The sequence below is a fragment of the Streptococcus sp. GMD5S genome (assembly GCF_000298715.2).
GTDB lineage: Bacteria > Bacillota > Bacilli > Lactobacillales > Streptococcaceae > Streptococcus.
In genome coordinates this window covers 128,544-151,770 of sequence record NZ_AJRG02000003.1, presented here as the reverse complement: position 1 = coordinate 151,770, position 23,227 = coordinate 128,544, and the positions used below count along the sequence as shown (strand labels likewise).

The following is a 23,227-nucleotide window of genomic DNA, read 5'->3' as shown; positions in this document are numbered from 1 at the left end:
TACTTAAATCTTGAGAGTACAAAAACTGACCATACAACCCGTCCGGTCGCTCTGAAGTTGTACAGTTACTTAAATCTTGAGAGTACAAAAACGTGACCCATCTGCTGATTGTAGTGTCACCAGTTGTACAGTTACTTAAATCTTGAGAGTACAAAAACAACCAAAGCAATTATTTAACTCTCGTGTTAGTTGTACAGTTACTTAAATCTTGAGAGTACAAAAACCAATGTCCCTACGTCCTTTGTCTTGTTGTAGTTGTACAGTTACTTAAATCTTGAGAGTACAAAAACGGCCAGAACAAAGAGAATTTTATGGAAACAGTTGTACAGTTACTTAAATCTTGAGAGTACAAAAACTAAGAAACTTAATTGTTAGACTGCTGATTTGTTGTACAGTTACTTAAATCTTGAGAGTACAAAAACATTCTTCTTTTGGATAAGACCCGTCAGGGTGTTGTACAGTTACTTAAATCTTGAGAGTACAAAAACGCCTAAATGTTGGTTTACATTATAGGAAAGGTTGTACAGTTACTTAAATCTTGAGAGTACAAAAACTTTGTTTCTTCAGAGTGCTTTTTACCAAAAGTTGTACAGTTACTTAAATCTTGAGAGTACAAAAACCCTGATCTGCTCAGCATTATCTATATCGCTTGTTGTACAGTTACTTAAATCTTGAGAGTACAAAAACGTCTTTATGGAAAAGTACAATTTAAAAACCGTTGTACAGTTACTTAAATCTTGAGAGTACAAAAACTTAGGTAGTACCATTTGCCATCATCCTTCAGTTGTACAGTTACTTAAATCTTGAGAGTACAAAAACGTATCCCGCTTGTGAATGAGTTGACACATTGTTGTACAGTTACTTAAATCTTGAGAGTACAAAAACTTATCTCTGGTGTCATACCAGCGCCCTTAAGTTGTACAGTTACTTAAATCTTGAGAGTACAAAAACATGTTATTCTCCTTCCTCCACGATGTTCTCGTTGTACAGTTACTTAAATCTTGAGAGTACAAAAACTACGTTTAACTTCTAAATGATAGGAATATGGTTGTACAGTTACTTAAATCTTGAGAGTACAAAAACACAGTTCATCTTCCAGAAATCTAATGCGTTGTTGTACAGTTACTTAAATCTTGAGAGTACAAAAACCAGAAAACTTATCCCCGTACCATGCTTTAGGTTGTACAGTTACTTAAATCTTGAGAGTACAAAAACGGAAGTTTTAACAATGTGGATGAGCTTATCGTTGTACAGTTACTTAAATCTTGAGAGTACAAAAACGGAGCAGTAAGCTTGACAGCTTTTTCAGTGTTGTACAGTTACTTAAATCTTGAGAGTACAAAAACCTTTCAGGATTTTACTTATTCTGATGATGGGTTGTACAGTTACTTAAATCTTGAGAGTACAAAAACTTAGTGAAATATCGTACAAGCTAGCAAAAGGTTGTACAGTTACTTAAATCTTGAGAGTACAAAAACGTGCGTTTGATATAATAAAGTGACGGGCTAGTTGTACAGTTACTTAAATCTTGAGAGTACAAAAACTTTTGATCCCAAGGCTCGTATGATACTCTGTTGTACAGTTACTTAAATCTTGAGAGTACAAAAACTAGAAAGGAGGTGAGTAAAGATGGGGCTTTGTTGTACAGTTACTTAAATCTTGAGAGTACAAAAACCCAGCGCCAATCCATCAAGTAAACCTGTTAGTTGTACAGTTACTTAAATCTTGAGAGTACAAAAACAATTGTGTTATAATGATTATAGAAATAGAAGTTGTACAGTTACTTAAATCTTGAGAGTACAAAAACCTGTTGAAATATCTCCATCGTCTGAAACAGGTTGTACAGTTACTTAAATCTTGAGAGTACAAAAACTACCCTTGATGTAACCTTTAGCACGAAGTTGTTGTACAGTTACTTAAATCTTGAGAGTACAAAAACGTTCAATCTGACTAAGATTATTTGATAATGGTTGTACAGTTACTTAAATCTTGAGAGTACAAAAACGAGTTTTTGGTTGGGATAATTATGACTGGGGTTGTACAGTTACTTAAATCTTGAGAGTACAAAAACATGATGCGTGGGTCTTCTTCCCAGCGGGCGGTTGTACAGTTACTTAAATCTTGAGAGTACAAAAACTACCCTATTTTACACCATGAAAGGGGTGATGTTGTACAGTTACTTAAATCTTGAGAGTACAAAAACAATGCTTAGAAAGGTTGAAATATCAATGTTGTTGTACAGTTACTTAAATCTTGAGAGTACAAAAACAAGGTGTTTGAAACATCTAATGGGAACGAGGTTGTACAGTTACTTAAATCTTGAGAGTACAAAAACGTTCAGGAGCAAATATCACAGTCAAGAACTGTTGTACAGTTACTTAAATCTTGAGAGTACAAAAACTGCTTTTTTATCGGTTACTCAGTTGTGGAAGTTGTACAGTTACTTAAATCTTGAGAGTACAAAAACCTTGATTGAACACTTCGTCCTCAACAATGGGTTGTACAGTTACTTAAATCTTGAGAGTACAAAAACCTCAAATTCGTCAATTTTGATTTTTGTTCCCTCAAAAACATTATAAAGCCTTAAATCTCACTCGTCAATACTATTCTTCCAAATATTTCAATAACATAGGATTGATTGATCCAATACAGAATTTTTTTTTCATTTCATATTGATACAAATTATTCAAAATTTTTAATGCCACTTGATCTTCTACAGATAGACTCATGTGGAGAATGTCCGAGCTAAATAAATAGGATCCAATTTTTCTTAAAGAAGTTAAAAATTCTTGTTCATCAGGTATTTGATTTATTGGATACTGATTGGTAAAGCGATCATACATGAATTCTAGCGAATAAAAATGATCAACATAATCGGAAACAATATTGATTTCCTCTAAAACTTCTTTCGTGACATGAAGATAACCTTCATTGGAAGGAAACAAAACAATATATAATGAATCATTATGATTAGTCAGAAACTCCATTTTCTCGCAACATTCAACAAAATCACTATAGGATAGAAAATCATCCAAATTTCGTAAGACAAGCAAAAACTTTTCAGAACTGTTCGTCGCCATGACTTCTAACATGGAAAGAAATAATAAAAACTTTGTCTTATTGTCTACAAATTCAAAGGATATATTTTTATCATTTTTTCCAAAGTATGGTAAAAAATTCTTTTGAATCAATTGATCCGTATTAAAATATTTTGCTTCGGTATGATAGATAATTTCATCTAATTGAAGATTCAACTTCTGATTCAATAGAAGTGAAATCCTATCTAGATTGTCATTGATATTTTCAATTTGCTCCATTATCTCTATAGAATTAATCTTTTTCTTTATATAATCATAGGCTACTGTTCCTTTTTTATATTCCATTTGTTCAATTAAATCATTGATATTGGACACTTGAATAACACTGAATTCTGACCGGGAAACCATTATATCGTCTATTAGTATTTTAGGCTCATTTTGTTCAAATAGAACTAAATCTTCCTCACTATATTTTTTTCCTCCAAAATACCATAATAGTATCTGCCAAATATAATATTTTAATTGCTGATCTTGACCTACAATTTGAGTAAATTGACCAAAACTTAATGAAATTTTATCCTTGTATGGATAACTAATGTTCATGTTCATATAACTACCAACTTATTATCACTGACTACTTCTTCTTGCTTTGTTTTTCCACCAATTATTAAAACCATTTCAGAAAATTGTTTTTCAGTCACAGCTAGCAAACGGACATTCCCACTTGGTAAATTACTCTGACTTAATTTTTTATAGAATTTACTTGCAAAACTTCGATTAGGACAGGTTCGATAATAAACAGAAAACTGCAACATTTCAAAACCATTGGCAATTAAATCTTTCCGAAAGTTACGATAGACCCTTTTTTCTTGATTAGTTTCCATTGGTAAATCAAAAAAACACAATAATCTCAATGCTTCATACCTCATTTCTTTAGCTCCATTCTATACTCGACACCACCGGACAGTAAAATTTACTAGTATCCTTATCAGAGATACATTTTAGAAAGCCTTTGACATATTTATCCATTGCTACTGTTACAGAACACGTTTCTTTCCCATAACGAATCTTTGCATTTAATGTATCTGTTAGCGCCAAGCGAAACTCGTACTTCAAATATTCTTCATCTCGTAAATTTTGATAGACCCAGACATCGATAATCTGCCGAAAAGGTTCCATTAGATCATCAACCAAGTTAAACTGGTTATATTCATTCTTATGGAAAATGCCAATCAAAGGATTCAAACCATAACCAGCAATAATACGTGCCATCTGCGCTCTCATGATTGCATAACCATAATTTAGGCCAGCATTGATGACATCCGTTTCCTGTTGTGTAAGACGTACGAATTTCTTTCCAAATAATTCATTGAAATAAACTTTAGCAGCATGACCTTCACGATTGGTTTTATCTCCATATTCAATATGATCTTTATAGTCTGCTAATAATTGAATGCATTCAATATTTTTCTCAAACATTGCAAGAACATCTTGCTGATTGTTTATTTTGAAGTAGGTCACTATCTGCCATAATTTATCTTTTTGCTCCTGCGTCCACAATAATTGCTCCTGTAATTTTTTATAGGCTCTAAAATGGCCATTTTGAGAATGATAAATTCCAGTAGGCAAGTGCTCATTATCACAGACAATCAAGGCAATATTGTACTTACTTAAAGCACTTAATAACCTTAAAGTTACAACAGTCTCCCCTCCTTCTGCTACAATTATCGAAATATCACTCAGTGGGATAACATAGTCTTGACCCATTTTCTTAATTAAAAGGTTATCCAACTTCAATTGCATTTTTTCACTCTGACAGACATGCACAATTCTCCAAGTCATCGTATTTCCCTCTTTCACAAAACGAAAACACCCCGCCATAAATGACAGGGTGTTGAATTCGGCATGAAGCCTTATCTTTGTAGCTTCTGCAAGATTTAAGTAACTGTGCAAGGCGTCCCTTACATTTACTATTATAATACATTGTACCAGCGTTTGCAACTCTTTTTTTAATATTTTTTAAAATTTGAGTTTTGGTTCGTCACCCTCTTTTTTAATGATATGTTTTTTACCCAAAACATCTGTTTTGACTTTAAAAATAGAGATATTTGATTTATTTAATCCTTTCAAACACCGTCCTCCTTTCGCAACATTTCCAAGTATCGTTATCAATTCTTGTTCTCCATCAAATTTAGCTTTATCATAAGGTTTTAATTCGATATAATGTTTTGCCGTATCATTCCTTGAATTAAATCTAAATAATTTTTGTTCATTGTTTTCTGAATCTTTTATTAATATCAAATCATTTTTATAGAGAGTAAATTTAAATTCAGACTGCTCATCGATACCTTCAATTCTCTTTATAGAATTATACTTCTGATTAGAAATACTATATTTCCCACTACCTTTTTCAAAGGATAAATCAGAATATTTCAAACCCATCAATTCATATTTTTTAGTCTGATGATTAAAATAAACATCTGTCCTCCAAGGCTTAAGTGACTGAAGAACCACTTGATTATCACTACTTTCTGGTGTGATATCAATGTGATTACCTAGTTTATTATCATAGTATTTAAGACTTTTAATTTCTGGACCATTACTTTTTTTACTGTACTTTCGAATAGGCCCATTTTCTTGTCTATATTTCTCAAAAGGATTGCAAGGGATCTCTTTATTTTTATCGTTCAATTCTTTAGAAGGATAGGTTCTTAAAATTTCTTCAATCACTTTTTCAAATGTTTGTGGATCTTTGTGATACATCAAGAATTTACTCTTATCTTTATTATAAATTTTAATGAAAGCATCATATCCTGCTTGACTATAAATATCTTTAATCTTACCTAAAACATAAGTTTCTTCAGACTTCTCTTTATCCAATTTCGCTTTTCTTGTTGCATAAATTGTAGCATCTGAAATTTTTCGATTAAATTTTGAATCTACTTGATAAGAAAATAGAATACTATCCTCAAATGTCTTGCTACTTAATGTATCAACAAAATGGTCATAAGGAGCTTTAAACACTAACTCTTTGTATTCATCATCACTTAATGAAATAATTTCTCCAGTCTCTGAATCAACAAACTGTCCTTCTTTATAAGCAATCAGAGGATTATTCTGTTTTTTCCATAATCTTAATTGACTCGAAGCGGCAATAATTAAGGCATCAACAGCATGATGATGGTAAGTCTCACGAGACTTTTCAAGTCCCCACTTTCTTCTTAGCTGAGAGGTAAATTGTCCACGTACCACCGAAATAGTTGTATCGAATTTATGCGCTTTATAAAAATCTTGTAGAGCATTTAAAACAACTCGAGAAGAATATCGAGTGTCAATTAAATTCCGTTCGATGAATTTCTGCTTCACTTCAATTTTACTAATATCTTCTTCCGTTAAAAGGTACTCTTTCTTTTTATTACCTAATAATTTAGACTCTTTTACATAAGATTTAAACTCACGGTAGGACCAGGCATCATCCATACTATCTAAAGCCTGAAACGGAGTACGTTGGCCTTTTTCTTGGTTTGCTGTAGCTAGAACCAATACTTTATTAGATAGACTATCATCAAACGATAAAGAAAGAGGTAAAATATGGTCAATTTCGTACTTGTACTGATTGTGAATTAAATCTGAAATTGGAATGTTCTTCCCAGTATAGAGACACTTCTCTCCCTGCTGGTGCCATAAACGAATCTTAGTAGCCAATTCCTTCTGCCCATGAAAAATACTATCTGGTAACTCTTTTTTCCCATTGTATTGGAATGCAGCCTTTTCCATAGCTGCATTTTTCTCATCTTGGTTTGCCTTTTGACGTTTTATATAATCTTTCTTAGCGTCTTCTTCGTTATTTTCACGCGCCATTTCGATAACGATATTATCAAAGATACCATGTTTTTTAGTTGCTTCATTGATTATCTTTATGGCCTGTCTGACAGATTTTGCTACTACAGGGTTATAAATTTCTTCTGTTAATTCTTTTTCATCAATATACTTGGTTCTTTTTGATATTTCTTTAGATTTTTGTTTCCCCAATCGTGTTAGAATTGTCATTTGCTCTTCTGAAGTTTCATAGAGTTCTGGTATCAATTCCATCATGAGTTTAAGAGAAAAATTATGCCATCCCTTACTAAATAGACTGCTATTATTTTTTCTAAATTGAACTAATTCAAGTACTTGGTCTTGACTAAAAGAATCCTTTAACTTTGTGTTAATCGCTTCTTCTATACCTTCTCGTTCAGTATTTAGAGTTAAAATATGGGCAAGCTCATCTAGAACATTTCTAGACAATTCCCCAACTGAAATTGTTTCTAGCGATTGCATTTTTCGATATGCTTCAAAAGTATGTATTTCAGGTTTATTGTTTACATCAACTCGATAACCACGTATCTGATCTACTGAAGCATCAATCATTTTAGCAATGTACTTCAATAAGGTTGAGGCTCCTAAGGTTTTAGCTTCCTTAGCATACTCAACAATAACTTTCTTTTGTTCCTCACTAAGTTTCTTCGTTTCTGTAGGAACTGTTAAATTATTTAAATCATTTAGTAAATTAAACTCTTGAGCAGTATAGGAAGCTTTTGAAGCTCTGTATTCATCCGGATAAAATGTACATTTCCCAATTAAAATACCAAAAATATTATCTAACGTCGTACCGTCTGTTCTAAAACGTCCATAATCCGTCCGAGATTTTTCATTACCTGGTCCATGATAATATTTTCTTTTCCCTGTAAGGATTTTTAGACAATCCTCTATAAATTCATCTGTAATTTTACTATTGAATTCCTGCTGTTTTCTAAGAATTCTTTCAGCTTCTTTTCTATAAGCAGATGTTGAAAAAACATTGATCAATCGGCGTTTCTCACCATTTTCCACAACAGTGAAATCTCCTCTTACCTGACCATATTTTTCGAAACGTTCTAGTTGGATTTGACCAGGTGTTTGTTCAGCAAGTAATTTTCTATTTTCTTCAACTGCCTTACCATAATCAGATGATACTGTACCCCCATCCTCAGAAGCATCATCTAAATAGCTAATACCACGTCTCTTAACAATGTTCTTTAAAGCTATGAACAGCTCTTCATTCGTTAGTTGCTGATTCAAGCCATCTACACGAAGTCGATATGGATTAAGATTAATGGATACCTTAGAAAAATCAGTTAACAAACCATAGTCTTCAAATAGATCTTGAAAGCGAACACCACGGTGTTTTTTCCTACGATGTAATCGTCGAGCCTGTCTATTTTTTCTTCTTTCAACATTATTATCAGCTGTTGCAGCTGGAAAAAGACGAGAATTCGCATGGATAATCTTTCCAGAATTTTTTTCTAGAATTCCCACTCCTACGGATGCAATACCAATATCCAATCCTAAAACTAAACCGTTCATAGTCAATCTCCTAACTAGTTATCATATCAACTAAATTTTACTCTTTCCTTCCTAAAAAATCAAATAATTATAAGCAATTACTTAAAATCTTTTACTATATATAATTATATTCAAATTCTCCCACTTCCATCATTCACCACAAACAAAAAAGCGTGGTCTCACGCTTTTAGATTTCTATTTTAACTTGAGTGATTTCTACATAAAAAATCAATAGTTTATATGCCCCCTGCAGGGATCGAACCTGCAACTACTCCTTAGGAGGGAGTTGTTATATCCATTGAACTAAGGGAGCTAGAGAAAAACCCTGCTGGGTGAGCAGAGTTTTTAGTCGAATTAACGACGGATTTCTTTGATACGAGCTGCCTTACCTTGAAGAGCACGCAAGTAGTACAATTTCGCACGACGTACTTTACCGTAACGAACAACTTCGATTTTTTCAACACGTGGAGTGTGAATTGGGAAGATACGCTCAACACCTACACCGTTAGAGATTTTACGAACTGTGTAGTTTTCTGAGATGCCAGCACCTTTACGTGCGATAACAACACCTTCAAAAATCTGGATACGTTCACGGTTACCTTCGACAACTTTCGCGTGTACACGAACTGTGTCACCAGGACGGAATGATGGGATATCTGTACGAAGTTGACCTTCAGTCAAGCTTTGGATTAATGGATTCATTTTATTCTCCTATCTTTGTCAATCTTGAGGAACCTTCCTCAGCGGATAAACTGTATTTTTGTGCGTCCATTACACACAAGATACAGTTTACCAAATTTCCACCTAAAAGTAAAGAAATTTATAGCAGAATTCCTAAAAAAATCGCTAGAAAACCGCCTATGTAAGTTAAGAGAAAATAGCTATAAAATACCTTCTTGTCACTTAACAGTCTTTGCAGCTCATCATTCAAGGTTGAAAAGGTCGTCAACCCTCCACAAAAACCTGTCGCTAGGATAGCATAGATTTCCTTGGACTCCACATGATTGTAGAGTAAGCCAATTAAAAAACATCCTATAAGATTGGCTATGAGAGTTCCTAGAGGTAATTTTGAAGCTTGATTATAGCGGGAAAAGAAATAACGCACCAGGGCTCCAAGTCCGCAGGCGATTGCAAGATAGACGATTACCATTTCTTCCTCCCTAGACAATAAGCCAAGAGCAGGCCTCCGCCAATACTCAAAAGTAGGTAGATGCCTAAACTAAGATAACGCTCGGTATCGAGCAACTTCACAGCATCCAAAAGCAGGCTAGAAAAGGTTGTTAAACCACCGCAAAAGCCTGTACCCAGCGCCAAAACCAAACCTTTACTGCTTCCCTTATAGACCAGATAGCCTTTTACCAGATAGACCAAGCAGAAAATTCCCAGATAGTTGACAAGGAGGGTTCCCCAAGGAAAGTCAGGACTGGCTGGCAACTGACTAGATAGAAAATAGCGGACAAGTCCACCCAACATAGCAGCTAAAAAAATCCCTAGCGGATAGAATTGTTCTTTTTTCATTTGATGTTTTGATCCTGATAGTCACGCGAACGTTTGAGAATATCTGAAAAAGTCGCAACAATGGTTTCTTGATAATTCTTATTGGTTACACGACTTCTTACCCTTTCAAAAATGACTTCTTCTCGCTTGCTATCTAAAATAGGTTTTCCTGAGGCTTTCTTATAGGCAACTACTCCCTCAACCAAATGCATCCGTTCTTCTAGGAGCTTGACGATTTGGTCGTCGATTTGATCAATTTCTTGCCGAATACTAGCTAAATCCATAGTGTCTCCTCCTTTATTTGAATTATTGTATCAAAAAGCCAGCAAATAGGCTAGTAAAATCTAGTTTAACTACTAAAAACTGCACTGACTCCTTCCAGTCAGTGCAGTTTGTTTCTTATCCTACTTTTGCAGCCAATTCTTCTGCGAATTGTTCCAAGCGTTCGATGTCTTCTTCTTCGGCAGAAAGGTCTACTTTAACGCACTCTGAACCTTTTTCAGCTCCTGTCGCTACAAATACACGATCAAAGTCATCAACAGCCTTACAGAATTCGTCGTAGAAGGTATCTCCTGAACCGACCACTCCGTAGATTTTGCCATTCAAGTTGAGATCAGCTAGGTCTTCGTAGAAGTCCATCATCTCATCTGGCAATTCTCCATCTCCGTAAGTGTAAGTCGCAACGATTGCGATATCCGCTTCCAAGAAGTCTGAAGCGTCAACAGTCGTACATTCATCAACATCGACATCCAAGCCCAAATCTCGCAATTTATCTGCTACAATATCTGCAATTTCTTCGGTATTACCGGTCATACTGGCAAATACAATTTTTGCTAATGCCATATCGTCCTCCTCAATTTATCTTTCTCCATTATATCATATCTTTTTCATTTTAAAAATAAAAATTCTTGTGCTACAATGAAATGAGAAAGAATTGAGGTTATTTATGGAAATTTGCCAGCAAATATTAGAGAAAATCAAAGAATACGATACCATTATCATTCACCGTCATATGAAACCAGATCCAGATGCCATAGGGAGTCAGGTAGGCTTGAAAGCTCTTCTCACACACCATTTTCCTGAAAAGACCATCAAAGCCGTCGGTTTTAACGAACCAACTCTAACTTGGATGGCGGAAATGGATACTGTCCAAGACAGTGACTACCAAGGAGCTCTTGCTATTATTTGTGATACAGCGAATCGTCCTCGTATCGATGATAAACGCTACGAACAAGCTGATTTCACCATCAAAATCGATCACCATCCAAATGATGATATCTATGGTGACCTATCTTGGGTGGATACAAGTTCAAGCAGCGCCAGTGAGATGATTGCTCTATTTGCTCAAGAAAATCAGCTAGCTTTATCTAGTGAAGCGGCACGACTTCTCTATGCAGGAATTGTTGGAGACACAGGGCGTTTTCTCTACCCGTCAACTAGTGCCCGTACCTTTAGAATAGCTGGCCAGCTCCGAGAAATTGATTTTGACTTTGCTGGATTGTCTCGTCAAATGGATACCATGAGCTTCAAGATTGCAAAATTGCAAGGATATGTTTATGATCACTTAGAAGTTGATGAGAATGGGGCTGCACGCGTTCTGCTTACTCAAGACATCTTGGAAAAATATAAGGTTACGGATGCTGAAACAGCGGCAATTGTCGGAGCACCTGGTCGAATTGATACTGTTAAGGCTTGGGCTATCTTTGTTGAGCAAGCTGATGGTCACTTCCGTGTGCGAATGCGCAGTAAAATTACCCCTATCAATGAAATTGCCAAAGAACACGACGGAGGAGGACATCCATTAGCTAGTGGCGCCAATTCCTATAGTCTAGAAGAAAACGAACAAATATACAAAGAACTGAAAGAGGCTCTACAGGTTCACCAAGGCTAAGAAAGAATTTTCTTGGCCTTTTATATGCTAGATTCTTAAAATATACGGTTTCTTTGTACCTCAGTTTATGGTATAATAAATCAAACTGAATAAAAGGAGACTTAATAATGGAAAAAAATCGTTTGTTTATCCTCATTTCTGCTGGAGTAGCAATCCTTGGTTCACTTTTGCCATGGGCTAGTTTAAATGCAGGTGCTTTTGGGTCCTATAGTGTGAATGGTTACCAAGGAGATGGGTGGTTTGTCATTATCGCAGCTATTGTGTCTATTGTTCTTGCGTGCTTGAATAACATGAATAAAGCAATGCCTAAAGGGTTCTCAATTGGTGTCATTGTTGCGGGTGCAATTGCAACTCTCGTTACACTAAATAGTCTCTTTAATGTAAATAAATACATGTCTAACTTTGGTGGATATGGCATTTCAATCGGCTTTGGTTTGATTTTAGCTATTCTTGCTAGCATTGCACTAGTTGTAACTGGTCTCTTGGCAATGTCAGGTGGTAAAATTACCAAAGAATCATTTACTGAATTAGCTGAGTCTGGTAAAGATTTTGCTCAAACTGTCGGACGTGTAACAAGCTCTACCGTTAAAACTGCAGTCGAAGAAATCAAAAAAGAATCTCAAGAACGTAAAAAAGAAGAAACTACAGCTGAAAAAACAGAGACAGCTAAAGAGGAAACCGAGCAAAAAGAGGAAGCTAAGGAACCAGCTAATGTAGAAGCTGAATCAACAGCAGAAAACGCAGAACCAGTAAAAGAAGAAACTACAGAATCTGAAACAAAAACAGAAGCTGAGCCAGTAAACGAACCAACAGAAACAGAGGCTGAAGCTGAAACTGAAACTGTAACAGAATCAACAGAAACAGAACCTACTGAAACTGAAAAAGAGGCTAAATCAGCAGCAGAAAACACAGAACCAGTTAAAGAAACAGAAGTAAAAAATCAACAAGAAGAAAAAACTCCAAATCAAGAGAACTAATCATTCTTCTACCCTCACTCCAGTAAACACTGGAGTGATTTTTTATCAAGATTTTTAATAAAATCAGGGAAAAGACTTGCCAAACTTATCAGAATCTGATAGACTAGTATGGTAACAATCTATGGCTCGCAAAGAGACCATGGCAGAAAGGAAATATTGCAAAATGAAAAAAGATATCCATCCAGAATATCGCCCAGTTGTCTTCATGGACACAACTACTGGTTACAAATTCCTTAGCGGTTCAACAAAACGCTCTAACGAAACTGTTGAGTTCGAAGGCGAAACTTACCCATTGATCCGTGTGGAAATTTCATCAGACTCACACCCATTCTACACTGGACGTCAAAAGTTCACTCAAGCAGATGGACGCGTGGATCGTTTCAACAAAAAATACGGTCTCAAATAATCAAAAAAAGAACAGTTACCACTGTTCTTTTTTTGTACTTCTTTTTATGAACCAATCACTACTACTTTCTATTTGTCAACCTTCACGCTGACACTATAATTGATTTCAAACGAGGTTAAAAAATATCGAAAAGAAGCTTGATATTGAGAATGGTCAAGATGATTGAAACTGCGTAACCTAGGATGGTGTTCCACTTGGCATTAGTGAATTCTCCCATCAGTGACTTCTTAGAGGTCAGATAGATTAAGGGGAAGATTGAAAACGGAAGAGCGATTGACAGAAATACCTGTGAATAGACCAATAACTGATCCAAGGTTTTTTCTTGATGTCCAAACAAGACGGCGACTATAATCACAGGAAGCAAGGCAAAAATACGGGTACCGATACGGATTATCCACTGAGGCAATTTCAGATGCAAGAAACCTTCCATGACAATCTGTCCTGTCAAAGTACCTGTAATGGTCGAATTTTGACCACTTGCTAAGAGAGCTAGGGCAAATAAAGTTGACAGAGTTGAGCTGGCTATAGCTCCTGCTATTGTCGAATCCTGTAAAGCATTGTACATTTGAGAAAAAGCTGAAATTTCAGATGCATGCCCAAAAAAGAGAGATGCCCCTAAAATAAGAAGCAAGGAATTGACAATAAAGGCTAGAGACAACTGAAGATTTGAATCCCAGGTCATAAAACGCACAGCTTTTCGAACATCCTTCTTATCTTTGTGATTGATTTTCCTTGTTTGGGATAGGGATGAATGAAGATAGAGATTATGGGGCATGACTGTCGCTCCTACAATCCCTAAAGCCAAGGTCAATTGGCTTTCATGACCTGGCAATGGTGTTTCAAATAATGTTGAAGTCGGTAAATAACCACCAAAGATACCCTGAATACTTGGATTGGATAAAGCTACCAGATAGGTAAAGATGGCTAATATGGTTAAAATAAGAGTCGTAACAATGGCTTCAATTTTTTTGAAGCCAAATTTCATCAACAACAACAAAAGAAATACATCCAAAACGGTTAAGAGGATAGCGACCATAATCGGTATTTTAAATAAAAGATTTAAGGCAATTGCTGAGCCTAGAACCTCAGCTAAGTCTGTCGCCATTAAAGCTAATTCTAAAATCACCCATAGACTATAGCGAAGCCATTTGGGAGCATGATGAGCTGTTGCCTGTGCTAGGTCCATCCTAGTCACGATACCGAGCTTTCCAGCCATCTGTTGTAGCTGCATAGCGATGATGGATGAAATTAAAATAACAAATAAGAGACTATATTTGTAGGAAGCACCACCAACTACACTGGTAATCCAGTTTCCAGGATCCATATAACCAACTGCTACAAGTGCTCCAGGACCTAAAAAAGCTTTTAGATTTTGCCAAAAATGATTGTTATTGGGAGTTTCAATAGATTGATTGATCTCAGAAAGAGAGACTTTTTTATAAGAGGACATAGGGATTTTACACTTTCTAATCTGTCTTTACATATTTCTTAATAGAATATTTTTTGAAAGAATGATGAAAATAGTTTACCTATTTCCAATTCACGCTTATTATATCACATTTTAGAATGATTACAAATAAAAAAAATGATAGTTGAAATAAGCAATATCAGTATTGCAAAAGCCAGCGTTTTCTGACGCTGGCTTTAAAACTGTAAAAATTCTTTCTCAACTAGATCGCTTCTGTGACAAAACTACGGCTTTCTAGCACCTTAAGCATGGCATTAGCTGTATCTAGGGCTGTAAATAGTGGCACACCGTGTTCAATAGCTGAACGGCGGATTTGCTCACCATCTTCGTCAGCAGTTCGCTTGGTTCCGACAGTATTGATAATTGCTTGAATTTTCCCTTTGCGAACAAAGCTTGGGATATCCTGTTCATCGTCACCGATCTTACCAACAGGTTGGGCTTGCAGTCCATGACTAGCAAAGAAGGCTGCTGTCCCTTCTGTCGCGAGGATACCGTAGCCGATATTTTGGAAACGACGAGCCAAGTCCAAGGCTTCATCTTTGGCATCATCAGCGATGGTAAAGACCACATTTCCAAAAGTTGGCAAGTGCAGGTAAGAAGCTTCAAAGGCCTTGTACAAAGCTTTTTCAAGAGTAGTATCAGAACCCATAACTTCCCCTGTTGACTTCATTTCAGGACCGAGCAAGCTGTCTACCTTAGCTAGTTTCGTAAAGGAGAAGACTGGCGCCTTGATATGAACGCGAGTGCTTTCTGGATAAAGTCCATCTTGGTAGCCAAGTTCTTCAAGACTTTGACCAAGAATGAGCTTGGTTGCTACTTGAGCCATAGGAATATTAGTTACCTTAGAAAGGAATGGCACCGTACGGCTGGCACGTGGATTGACCTCAATAACGTAGACTTTTTCATCCTTGATGACAAACTGGATGTTCATCATCCCAAGACAGTTAAGGCCGATTGCTAGGCGTTTGGTGTAGTCTGCGATAGTTTCCTGAACCTTTCGCGACAAGGTTTGTGGAGGATAAACAGCCATGGAGTCACCTGAGTGGACACCAGCACGCTCGATATGTTCCATGATACCAGGGATAAGGACATTTTCTCCATCTGAAATGGCATCAACTTCACACTCTTGCCCAACGATGTAAGAGTCAACAAGAACTGGGTGGTCTGGACTAGCCTTAACAGCGGTACGCATGTAAGAACGGAGGTCTTCTTCGTTTTCAACGATTTCCATGGCACGTCCCCCCAAGACATAAGATGGGCGAACAAGGACTGGGAAACCAATCTTGCGAGCTGCAAGCACGGCTTCTTCTTCATTGGTAGCCGTTTGTCCTGGTGGCTGTGGAATATCCAGGTCTTTTAGAGCTTGCTCGAAGAGGTCACGGTCTTCTGCACGGTCTAGATCAGCGACTTGCGTACCAAGGATGGTCACACCAGCTTTTGCCAAGGGCTCTGCAAGGTTGATAGCTGTTTGACCACCGAACTGAACAATAACGCCTTTTGGTTGCTCCAAATCAATGACATTCATGACATCTTCAAAAGTTAATGGCTCAAAGTAGAGCTTGTCAGACACAGAGAAGTCCGTCGAAACAGTCTCTGGATTTGAGTTCATGATGATGGCTTCATAACCAGCAGCCTGAATCGCCTTAACAGAGTGAACAGTTGCATAGTCAAACTCAACCCCTTGTCCGATACGGATTGGACCTGAACCTAGGACTAGGACGGATTCCTTATCAGACTTGATAGACTCATTTTCCCATCCATAGGTTGAATAGAAATATGGTGTTTCAGAGTCAAACTCCGCCGCACAGGTATCGACCATCTTGTAGACTGGGACAATCTTGTTTTCCAAGCGAAGTTGGCGAACTTGCTCAGCTGTCGTTTCCCAAAGCTCCGCAATCTTGCGGTCTGAAAATCCATTGAGTTTAGCTGTTTTCAAGACTTCTAGATCTTGTGGATGGGCACCTAATTCTTGCTCAATTTCAAAGATGTGCAAGAGTTTATCAAGATAAAAGATATCAATTTTCGTAAGCTCAGCGATTTCTTCTGGTGTGTAACCACGGCGAATAGCTTCTGATACGTAGAAGAGACGGTCATCTTGGGCCTTGACAACCTTTTCAATCAAGGCATCATCAGAAACGGTTGCCAATTCAGGCATTTCATTGTGGTGAACCCCAATTTCAAGTGAACGACAGGCTTTAAGAAGAGACTCCTCAATGTTCCGACCGATGGCCATAACTTCTCCAGTTGCCTTCATCTGGGTACCGAGACGACGTTCCCCTTTTTCAAACTTGTCAAATGGGAAACGTGGAATCTTAGCAACGACGTAGTCAAGAGCTGGTTCAAACATAGCATAAGTTGAACCTGTAACTGGGTTGATGACCTCATCCAGAGTCAAACCAACGGCAATCTTGGCAGCCAATTTGGCAATCGGATAACCCGTCGCCTTAGAAGCAAGGGCAGAAGAACGCGATACACGAGGGTTTACTTCGATAACATAGTACTTAAAGCTATGGGGATCAAGGGCTAGCTGAACGTTACATCCACCTTCAATCTTGAGAGCGCGGATAATGCTCAAGCTGGCATCACGAAGCATTTGGTTTTCATAGTCTGACATGGTTTGCGCAGGGGCAAATACAATAGAGTCCCCTGTGTGAATTCCAACTGGGTCAAAGTTTTCCATGTTACAAACAACGAGGGCATTGTCAGCCGAGTCACGCATAACTTCGTACTCGATTTCCTTGAAACCTGCAATGGAACGCTCAATCAAACATTGGGTAACAGGTGACAGTTTCAAACCATTTTCAGCGATTTCACGCAATTCTTCCTCATTGGCACACATACCACCACCAGTACCACCTAGGGTAAAGGCTGGACGGACGATGACAGGGTAGCCGATTGACGCCGCAAAGGCAACAGCTTCTTCCACTGTGTTGACAATTTCAGATTCAGGGATTGGCTGCTCAAGCTCTTCCATCAATTGTTTAAAGAGGTCACGGTCCTCCGCTTGGTCGATGGCCGATAATTTAGTACCGAGAAGTTCTACTCCCAATTCATCTAGGATACCATTTTTAGACAATTCCATGGCCATATTGAGCCCTGTTTGGCCTCCAAGAGTTGGAAGCAAGGCATCTGGACGTTCCTTACGGAGAATACGCGTCACAAACTCAAGTGTAATTGGTTCGATGTAAACCTTGTCAGCAATCTCCTTGTCCGTCATGATGGTGGCAGGGTTTGAGTTCACCAAGACAACCTCATAACCTTCCTCTTTCAAAGACAAGCAGGCCTGGGTCCCAGCGTAGTCAAACTCAGCAGCCTGACCAATAATAATCGGACCAGAACCAATCACCATAATTTTTTGAATATCTGTACGTTTAGGCATTTATAAGATATTAAGGGCGTCAAGCGGACAAAGCTAAAATAGGAGTTATGACGAAGAACTATCAGTTCTAGGAATAACTATCTTTTTAGCACCGTCCGTAGCCCGTATTCAGTTCAGCAAATACGGACCACCCTTCTCCTTTCTATTCGGCAACTCTCGGGTTGCCATTAAATAAATTCTCCGACGATTTTTTAGAGAAACGATATTTTTCGATAAAAAATCTAGTGCAGGGAGTTTTTAGTTCGCCTGATAGCGACTAAAAGAAACGACCTGCCTTTCTATTCGTCGCCTCACAGAGCGACATTAAATAAGATACAAAGGACGAATAGAAAGCGATTGAATTTTAGGAAATCAAGGAAGGATTGACAATCCAAGTTGGTTTCTCTAAATTCCGAGCTTTCCGTCCGTGTTCAGTTACATAAATTCTCCGACGAGCTTTTACTCGTTCTTAGTTTGCTTGTTTAAAAGCTTCCATCATCTCGATAAACTCGTCAAATAGGTAGCTTGCGTCGTGTGGACCAGGAGCTGCATCTGGGTGGAATTGAACAGAGAAACCTGGTTGGTATCTGTGACGCACACCTTCAACTGACTTGTCATTGATTTCTTCGTGAGTAATAATCAAATGCTCTGGCAAGTCCTCACGGCTGACTGCATAACCGTGGTTCTGGCTAGTAAAGTCTACACGGCCTGTAGCAATCTCACGTACTGCATGGTTAAATCCACGGTGTCCAAATTTCATCTTATAAGTCTTAGCCCCGTTTGCCATAGCAAAGAGTTGGTGCCCCATACAAATTCCGAAGATTGGGATTTTTCCTTGCACACCACGAATCATGTCCAGTGCTTCTGGAACATCTTCTGGGTTACCTGGACCATTTGATAACATAACTCCATCAGGATTGAGGTGGAGAATTTCTTCTGCCGTTGTTGAATACGGAACAACCGTAACGTTACAGTTGCGCTTAGAAAGTTCACGTAGAATTGAGTGCTTGAGCCCAAAGTCTACTAAGACCACGCTCAAACCAACTCCTGGAGCTGGATAGGAAGTTTTAGTAGAAACTTGTTTGATATTGTCTGTCGGCAAGACTGTTGCTTGGAGCTGGTCCGTCACATGGTCCATACTGTCCCCAACGTGAGTCAAGGTTGCACGCATGGTACCATGCTTACGGATAATCTTGGTAAGTGCACGCGTATCAATCCCTGAAATACCTGGAATTTTCTTAGCTTTCAAAAATTCATCCAAGGTCATTTGGTTGCGCCAGTTGCTAGCTCGACGCGCTTCTTCGAAAACGACAACTCCCTTACAAGTTGGAATGATGGATTCGTAATCATCACGATTAATGCCATAATTTCCTACCAAAGGATAGGTAAAGGTCAAGATTTGCCCATTATAAGACTGGTCAGTAATGGATTCTTGATAGCCTGTCATCCCTGTATTAAAGACGATTTCGCCTGTTACATCTATATCTGCTCCGAAGGCCTTGCCTTCAAAAACTGTGCCATCTTCTAATACTAGAAGTCTTTTTGTCATATTTTCACCTCTCGTGGACGCTCACTGGCGTCTTTTAACGTCTTGTGTTTTAGTTGGCGTTTCTACTCGCCAGTACGGATTCTAAGATTGCCATTCGAACAAAGACACCGTTGGTCATTTGTTGGACAATGCGTGATTTTGATGCTTCAACCAAGTGGTCAGCAATTTCCACATCTCGATTAACTGGAGCAGGATGCATTATGATTGCTGTTTCTTTTAAGCGATTATAGCGTTCTTGGTTCAAACCGTGTTGAGCATGGTAATCTTCTTTTGAAAAAACGGCTCCACTATCATGGCGTTCATGTTGAACTCGGAGTAACATCAGAACATCCACCTGATCAACAATCTCATCAATAGTTACAAACTGTCCATAGTCCGCAAATTCTTGACTTCTCCATTCCTCAGGTCCTGCAAAGTATAGTTCAGCTCCCAAGCGTTTCAAAATCTGCATATTGGACTTGGCAACACGTGAGTGGTCCAAGTCGCCTGCAATAGCAACCTTGAGACCCTCAAAGTGCCCAAATTCCTCATAAATGGTCATCAAATCAAGCAAGCTCTGGCTAGGATGTTGACCTGAGCCATCACCACCATTGATAATGGAAGTCGTAATCGACGGACTCGCAATCAACTCTCTGTAATAGTCAACCTCTGGGTGGCGAATCACACAGACATCCACTCCTAGAGCAGATAGGGTCAAGATGGTATCATACAGTGTCTCACCCTTATTGACCGAACTAGTCTTCACATCAAAGTCAAGTCGTTCCAGCCCCAGCTTAATCTCTGCCACTTCAAAGGACTTATGTGTCCGTGTAGAATCTTCAAAGAAGAGATTCGATACGATAGGTTTGTTCTCGTAGGGAAGTTGGGCTCCGTTTTTAAACTCGATCCCTCGTTTGATCAATTTCATCACTTGATCAACTGTAAGGTCTTCCATGGAAACCACATGGTTCAATGCTTGTTGATTTTCTGACATGGCTACTCCTTCAGCTTTCTAAGCTTCTTCAGTAATCAGAACTCTGTCTTGGCCATCAAGTTCTGTCATCTCTACGATGATTTCTTCAGAACGACTGGTTGGGATATTTTTCCCAACGTAATCTGGACGGATAGGCAATTCTCTATGTCCACGATCAACTAGCACCGCAAGACTCACGCGCGCAGGACGACCATGGCCGACAATGTTATCAATAGCAGCACGGATGGTACGGCCTGTATAGAGTACATCATCCACCAAGATAACTTCACGGTCTGTCACATCAACAGAAATCAAAGAAGTATCTTCTCCGCTTTTAACATCATCACGGAAAGGTTTGGTGTCCAATTCCACAACAGGAACAGTGATGTTTTCCAACTGCTCCAAGCGTTCTTTGATACGATGAGCGATGAAAACACCACGCGTTTTTATCCCAGCTAGGATAATTTTATTCAAATCTTTATTGCGCTCAATAATCTCATAAGTAATTCGCGTAATCGCTCGTTTGACAGTCAATTCGTCTACAACTTCTTTTGTCTTCATGACAAACCTCCAAAAAGAAAAGTCTCCTTCTACAAGGAGACTTGAAATGTATAGCTAAGCGAGCCCTACTGTATACAGTATAGACTTCACCCTTCTACTTTATCGCGCTCCTTGCCTGCCTCACGGGACAGGTTTAAAGGACTATTTAGTTATCATTTACTATAGCACAAAGCACCCTTAAAATCAAGCAAAAACTTTTTCAGAGTCCCCTTAAACATTACTAAAATCATACAGTTGGGGATAGTGGTCACATTCTGGATTTTTGGGATGGCAGATAGCTCGTCCAAAGTAAATCATAGCCTGGTGGGCTGCTAACCACTCTTCTGGTGGCAAGACATCCATAACACGTTTCTCTACTTCAAGTGGCGTAGCCGATTTTTTTACGATATCGTGATGCTTACAGATACGCTCCACATGAGTATCCACTGCAAAAGCAGGAATCCCAAACCCCACACTCATGACGACATTTGCTGTTTTACGACCAACACCCGCTAGACTTTCTAATTCCTCTCGTGTCTGAGGCACTTGACCATCAAAATCGTCTAGTAACTGTTGGGCACATTTTTTAAGGAATTTGGCCTTATTTCGATACAGTCCCAGGCGAGAAATGTGTGAAGCAATTTCACTCTCTGTCGCGACAGACATGGCTTGTGGCGTTGGAAAAGCAGCAAAGAGACCTGGCGTGGCCTTATTTACCGCTGCATCTGTCGTCTGAGCTGACAACATCACCGCAACCAAGAGTTCAAAATGATTGCGAAAATCTAGACTTGGTTTGGCATCTGGAAAAAGGGCAATAATTTCCTCTATGACATGACGGGCACGTTTCTTGGATAAAACCATCTACTCGTCTCCATCAAACAGTCCTTGCAAGCCAGCAAATGGACTGTTTTCTTCTTTCTTGACTGCTTGTTGGGCTTGGTATTCTTCCTCAGTCATGATTTGCCAGTCATTTCCTGACACAAAACCTTGGCCCGCCTCTTCTTCTGCCGTCAAGACTTTGATTGGGATATTGAGCAAGATATTATCTGCTACGCTCTCTGCAAGGTTGATTTCCCCATTTTCGATAGGCAAGACCAAATCATCATCTAGAACTTCCTGGTCCAGTTGGTTGGTCGCTCCTTCCATGAAAACTTCTGTCACTGGATAAGACTCAGCTAACTCAACCGGCTCCATACTGCGGCTGGAAGCAAGGACAATGGTATATGACAACTGATAGTCTAAGAAATACAGACGGTCTTCGTACTGTACCTTCCCCACTGCAAGGATATCTTTGACATCTAAAATCTCTTGGTTCCGTTTACGCAAGTCTGCTGCCAGGTCTAAAGCTTGTTCAAAATGCAGGCCTTCAGGTTGCTTACGAATTTCTTGAATATTTAACTTCATATTTCCTCCATAAAGATGTACTCACTTGATTATACCATGAAAAGGCTATAAGTCAGCTTTCCAAACTTTGATATTAAAATCTCATTTTTTAACATATTTACTATGACAAACTTTCCTATTAGTGCTATACTATAGGCAAGAATACACTAGAGCAAGGAGGATGCTCATATGGAAGATAAAGCACTCATCACTGAAGCTTACCAACTCCTTTCCGAGTTAGATAAAAGCTACCAAAGTTGCAAACAAGGAACAGCCGATGATCTTCGACTGCAAGAGCTGCTGAACACCACTCTTACGGAACTAAAAAAAGCAGAAAAGCTGGACAACAGTATCTTAATCGACCTTGAGAAATTTTACCAACGCACCAGTCTTCTGATTGGACTAGGGAGCCTAAAACTGAATGATCAAGCACGCACCGCTTGGCGCAACTATGACAAGTTCCACTACGAACATGTCAAACACGTACTGACTCTCTATGGGCCTGTTTTTGGTTTCTGATACTCTTCAAAAATCTCTTCAAACCACGTTAACTTCGCCTTGCCGTTGGTATGGGTTACTGACTTCGTCAGCTCTATCTGCAACCTGAAAGCTGTGCTTTAAGCAGTCTTCGGGTCGCTTCCTAGTTTGCCCTTTGATTTTCATTGAGTATAAAAACTAGAATTTCCTGTTTTCTATTGACAAAATTTCCTGAAAGGTATAGGATAGAGGTACTAATACTCGGAGGTAAGGGAGACATGAACAACTAATCTATCAAATAAAGAACCTTTATTTAGTAGATCTTGT

The 23,227-nt window shown here is 38.4% G+C and carries 20 protein-coding genes, 1 tRNA gene and 1 CRISPR repeat array; of the genes, 4 read left to right on the top strand and 17 right to left on the bottom strand.

Annotated elements, in window-relative coordinates; genetic code table 11:
* Positions 1-56: 56 nt before the first annotated feature.
* Positions 57-2,533: direct repeats of the CRISPR family, unit length 36 nt; unit sequence GTTGTACAGTTACTTAAATCTTGAGAGTACAAAAAC.
* A 70-nt stretch (positions 2,534-2,603) separates the two neighbouring features.
* The 10 genes from csn2-St to GMD5S_RS0202900 form a co-directional block, all read right to left on the bottom strand.
* Positions 2,604-3,647, bottom strand: a complete 1,044-nt coding sequence (csn2-St, locus tag GMD5S_RS0202945) for a CRISPR-associated protein Csn2-St (RefSeq protein ID WP_001056912.1) — start codon at positions 3,645-3,647, stop codon at positions 2,604-2,606.
* Positions 3,644-3,967, bottom strand: a complete 324-nt coding sequence (gene cas2, locus GMD5S_RS0202940; protein WP_001268300.1) for a CRISPR-associated endonuclease Cas2 — start codon at positions 3,965-3,967, stop codon at positions 3,644-3,646. Before cas2 ends, csn2-St begins: the two co-directional genes overlap by 4 nt.
* A gap of 4 nt (positions 3,968-3,971) precedes the next feature.
* On the bottom strand, positions 3,972-4,880 hold the full coding sequence (cas1, locus tag GMD5S_RS0202935; RefSeq protein WP_000220253.1) for a type II CRISPR-associated endonuclease Cas1: 909 nt from the start codon (positions 4,878-4,880) through the stop codon (positions 3,972-3,974).
* A gap of 177 nt (positions 4,881-5,057) precedes the next feature.
* A complete protein-coding gene (gene cas9, locus GMD5S_RS0202930; protein WP_001013909.1) occupies positions 5,058-8,423 on the bottom strand; it encodes a type II CRISPR RNA-guided endonuclease Cas9 in 3,366 nt (1,121 codons plus the stop codon).
* Positions 8,424-8,643: 220 nt separating this feature from the next.
* Positions 8,644-8,715 (bottom strand) — tRNA-Arg (locus tag GMD5S_RS0202925).
* Positions 8,716-8,756: 41 nt separating this feature from the next.
* Entirely contained in the window at positions 8,757-9,104 is a 348-nt protein-coding gene (gene rplS, locus GMD5S_RS0202920) for a 50S ribosomal protein L19 (protein WP_001068669.1), read from the bottom strand.
* A gap of 118 nt (positions 9,105-9,222) precedes the next feature.
* Positions 9,223-9,552, bottom strand: coding sequence for a fluoride efflux transporter CrcB (gene crcB, locus GMD5S_RS0202915; RefSeq protein WP_000237413.1), 330 nt, complete (start codon positions 9,550-9,552; stop codon positions 9,223-9,225).
* On the bottom strand, positions 9,546-9,920 hold the full coding sequence (gene crcB / locus GMD5S_RS0202910; protein WP_000712084.1) for a fluoride efflux transporter CrcB: 375 nt from the start codon (positions 9,918-9,920) through the stop codon (positions 9,546-9,548). The genes crcB (GMD5S_RS0202915) and crcB (GMD5S_RS0202910) overlap by 7 nt, the downstream gene beginning before the upstream one ends.
* Complete coding sequence (locus tag GMD5S_RS0202905; RefSeq protein ID WP_000362352.1) at positions 9,917-10,183, bottom strand: chorismate mutase; 267 nt, start codon at positions 10,181-10,183, stop codon at positions 9,917-9,919. The genes crcB (GMD5S_RS0202910) and GMD5S_RS0202905 overlap by 4 nt, the downstream gene beginning before the upstream one ends.
* Before the next feature lie 115 nt (positions 10,184-10,298).
* Complete coding sequence (locus GMD5S_RS0202900) at positions 10,299-10,742, bottom strand: flavodoxin (protein ID WP_001162125.1); 444 nt, start codon at positions 10,740-10,742, stop codon at positions 10,299-10,301.
* Between the two features lie 103 nt (positions 10,743-10,845).
* Between GMD5S_RS0202900 and GMD5S_RS0202895 the strand changes: the two genes are divergently transcribed.
* From GMD5S_RS0202895 to GMD5S_RS0202885, 3 genes are all read left to right on the top strand, one after another.
* On the top strand, positions 10,846-11,790 hold the full coding sequence (locus GMD5S_RS0202895; protein WP_000401763.1) for a DHH family phosphoesterase: 945 nt from the start codon (positions 10,846-10,848) through the stop codon (positions 11,788-11,790).
* A gap of 107 nt (positions 11,791-11,897) precedes the next feature.
* Positions 11,898-12,767 (top strand): hypothetical protein, encoded by an 870-nt coding sequence (locus GMD5S_RS0202890; RefSeq protein ID WP_000414493.1) that lies wholly within the window; start codon positions 11,898-11,900, stop codon positions 12,765-12,767.
* Positions 12,768-12,930: 163 nt separating this feature from the next.
* Positions 12,931-13,173, top strand: coding sequence for a type B 50S ribosomal protein L31 (locus GMD5S_RS0202885; protein WP_000710762.1), 243 nt, complete (start codon positions 12,931-12,933; stop codon positions 13,171-13,173).
* 115 nt (positions 13,174-13,288) lie between these two features.
* On the opposite strand, the gene GMD5S_RS0202880 is transcribed toward GMD5S_RS0202885, so the two are convergent.
* From GMD5S_RS0202880 to GMD5S_RS0202850, 7 genes are all read right to left on the bottom strand, one after another.
* Complete coding sequence (locus GMD5S_RS0202880; protein WP_000100514.1) at positions 13,289-14,623, bottom strand: Nramp family divalent metal transporter; 1,335 nt, start codon at positions 14,621-14,623, stop codon at positions 13,289-13,291.
* 220 nt (positions 14,624-14,843) lie between these two features.
* Positions 14,844-18,020 (bottom strand): carbamoyl-phosphate synthase large subunit, encoded by a 3,177-nt coding sequence (carB, locus tag GMD5S_RS0202875; protein WP_008292738.1) that lies wholly within the window; start codon positions 18,018-18,020, stop codon positions 14,844-14,846.
* 448 nt (positions 18,021-18,468) lie between these two features.
* Complete coding sequence (locus GMD5S_RS0202870) at positions 18,469-19,548, bottom strand: carbamoyl phosphate synthase small subunit (protein WP_000166847.1); 1,080 nt, start codon at positions 19,546-19,548, stop codon at positions 18,469-18,471.
* A gap of 49 nt (positions 19,549-19,597) precedes the next feature.
* The gene (locus GMD5S_RS0202865) at positions 19,598-20,521 is read right to left on the bottom strand and encodes an aspartate carbamoyltransferase catalytic subunit (protein ID WP_001293856.1); all 924 of its coding nucleotides are present in this window, start codon (positions 20,519-20,521) and stop codon (positions 19,598-19,600) included.
* A gap of 18 nt (positions 20,522-20,539) precedes the next feature.
* Complete coding sequence (gene pyrR, locus GMD5S_RS0202860) at positions 20,540-21,061, bottom strand: bifunctional pyr operon transcriptional regulator/uracil phosphoribosyltransferase PyrR (protein WP_000850018.1); 522 nt, start codon at positions 21,059-21,061, stop codon at positions 20,540-20,542.
* 210 nt (positions 21,062-21,271) lie between these two features.
* Positions 21,272-21,901: an endonuclease III gene (gene nth / locus GMD5S_RS0202855; RefSeq protein WP_000244432.1), complete on the bottom strand. Its 630-nt coding sequence runs from the start codon at positions 21,899-21,901 to the stop codon at positions 21,272-21,274.
* A complete protein-coding gene (locus tag GMD5S_RS0202850; RefSeq protein ID WP_000773194.1) occupies positions 21,902-22,444 on the bottom strand; it encodes a YceD family protein in 543 nt (180 codons plus the stop codon). It lies immediately after the preceding gene.
* A 168-nt stretch (positions 22,445-22,612) separates the two neighbouring features.
* On the opposite strand from GMD5S_RS0202850, the gene GMD5S_RS0202845 reads away from it, so the two are divergent.
* A complete protein-coding gene (locus GMD5S_RS0202845; protein WP_000389545.1) occupies positions 22,613-22,942 on the top strand; it encodes a hypothetical protein in 330 nt (109 codons plus the stop codon).
* Positions 22,943-23,227: the final 285 nt, after the last annotated feature.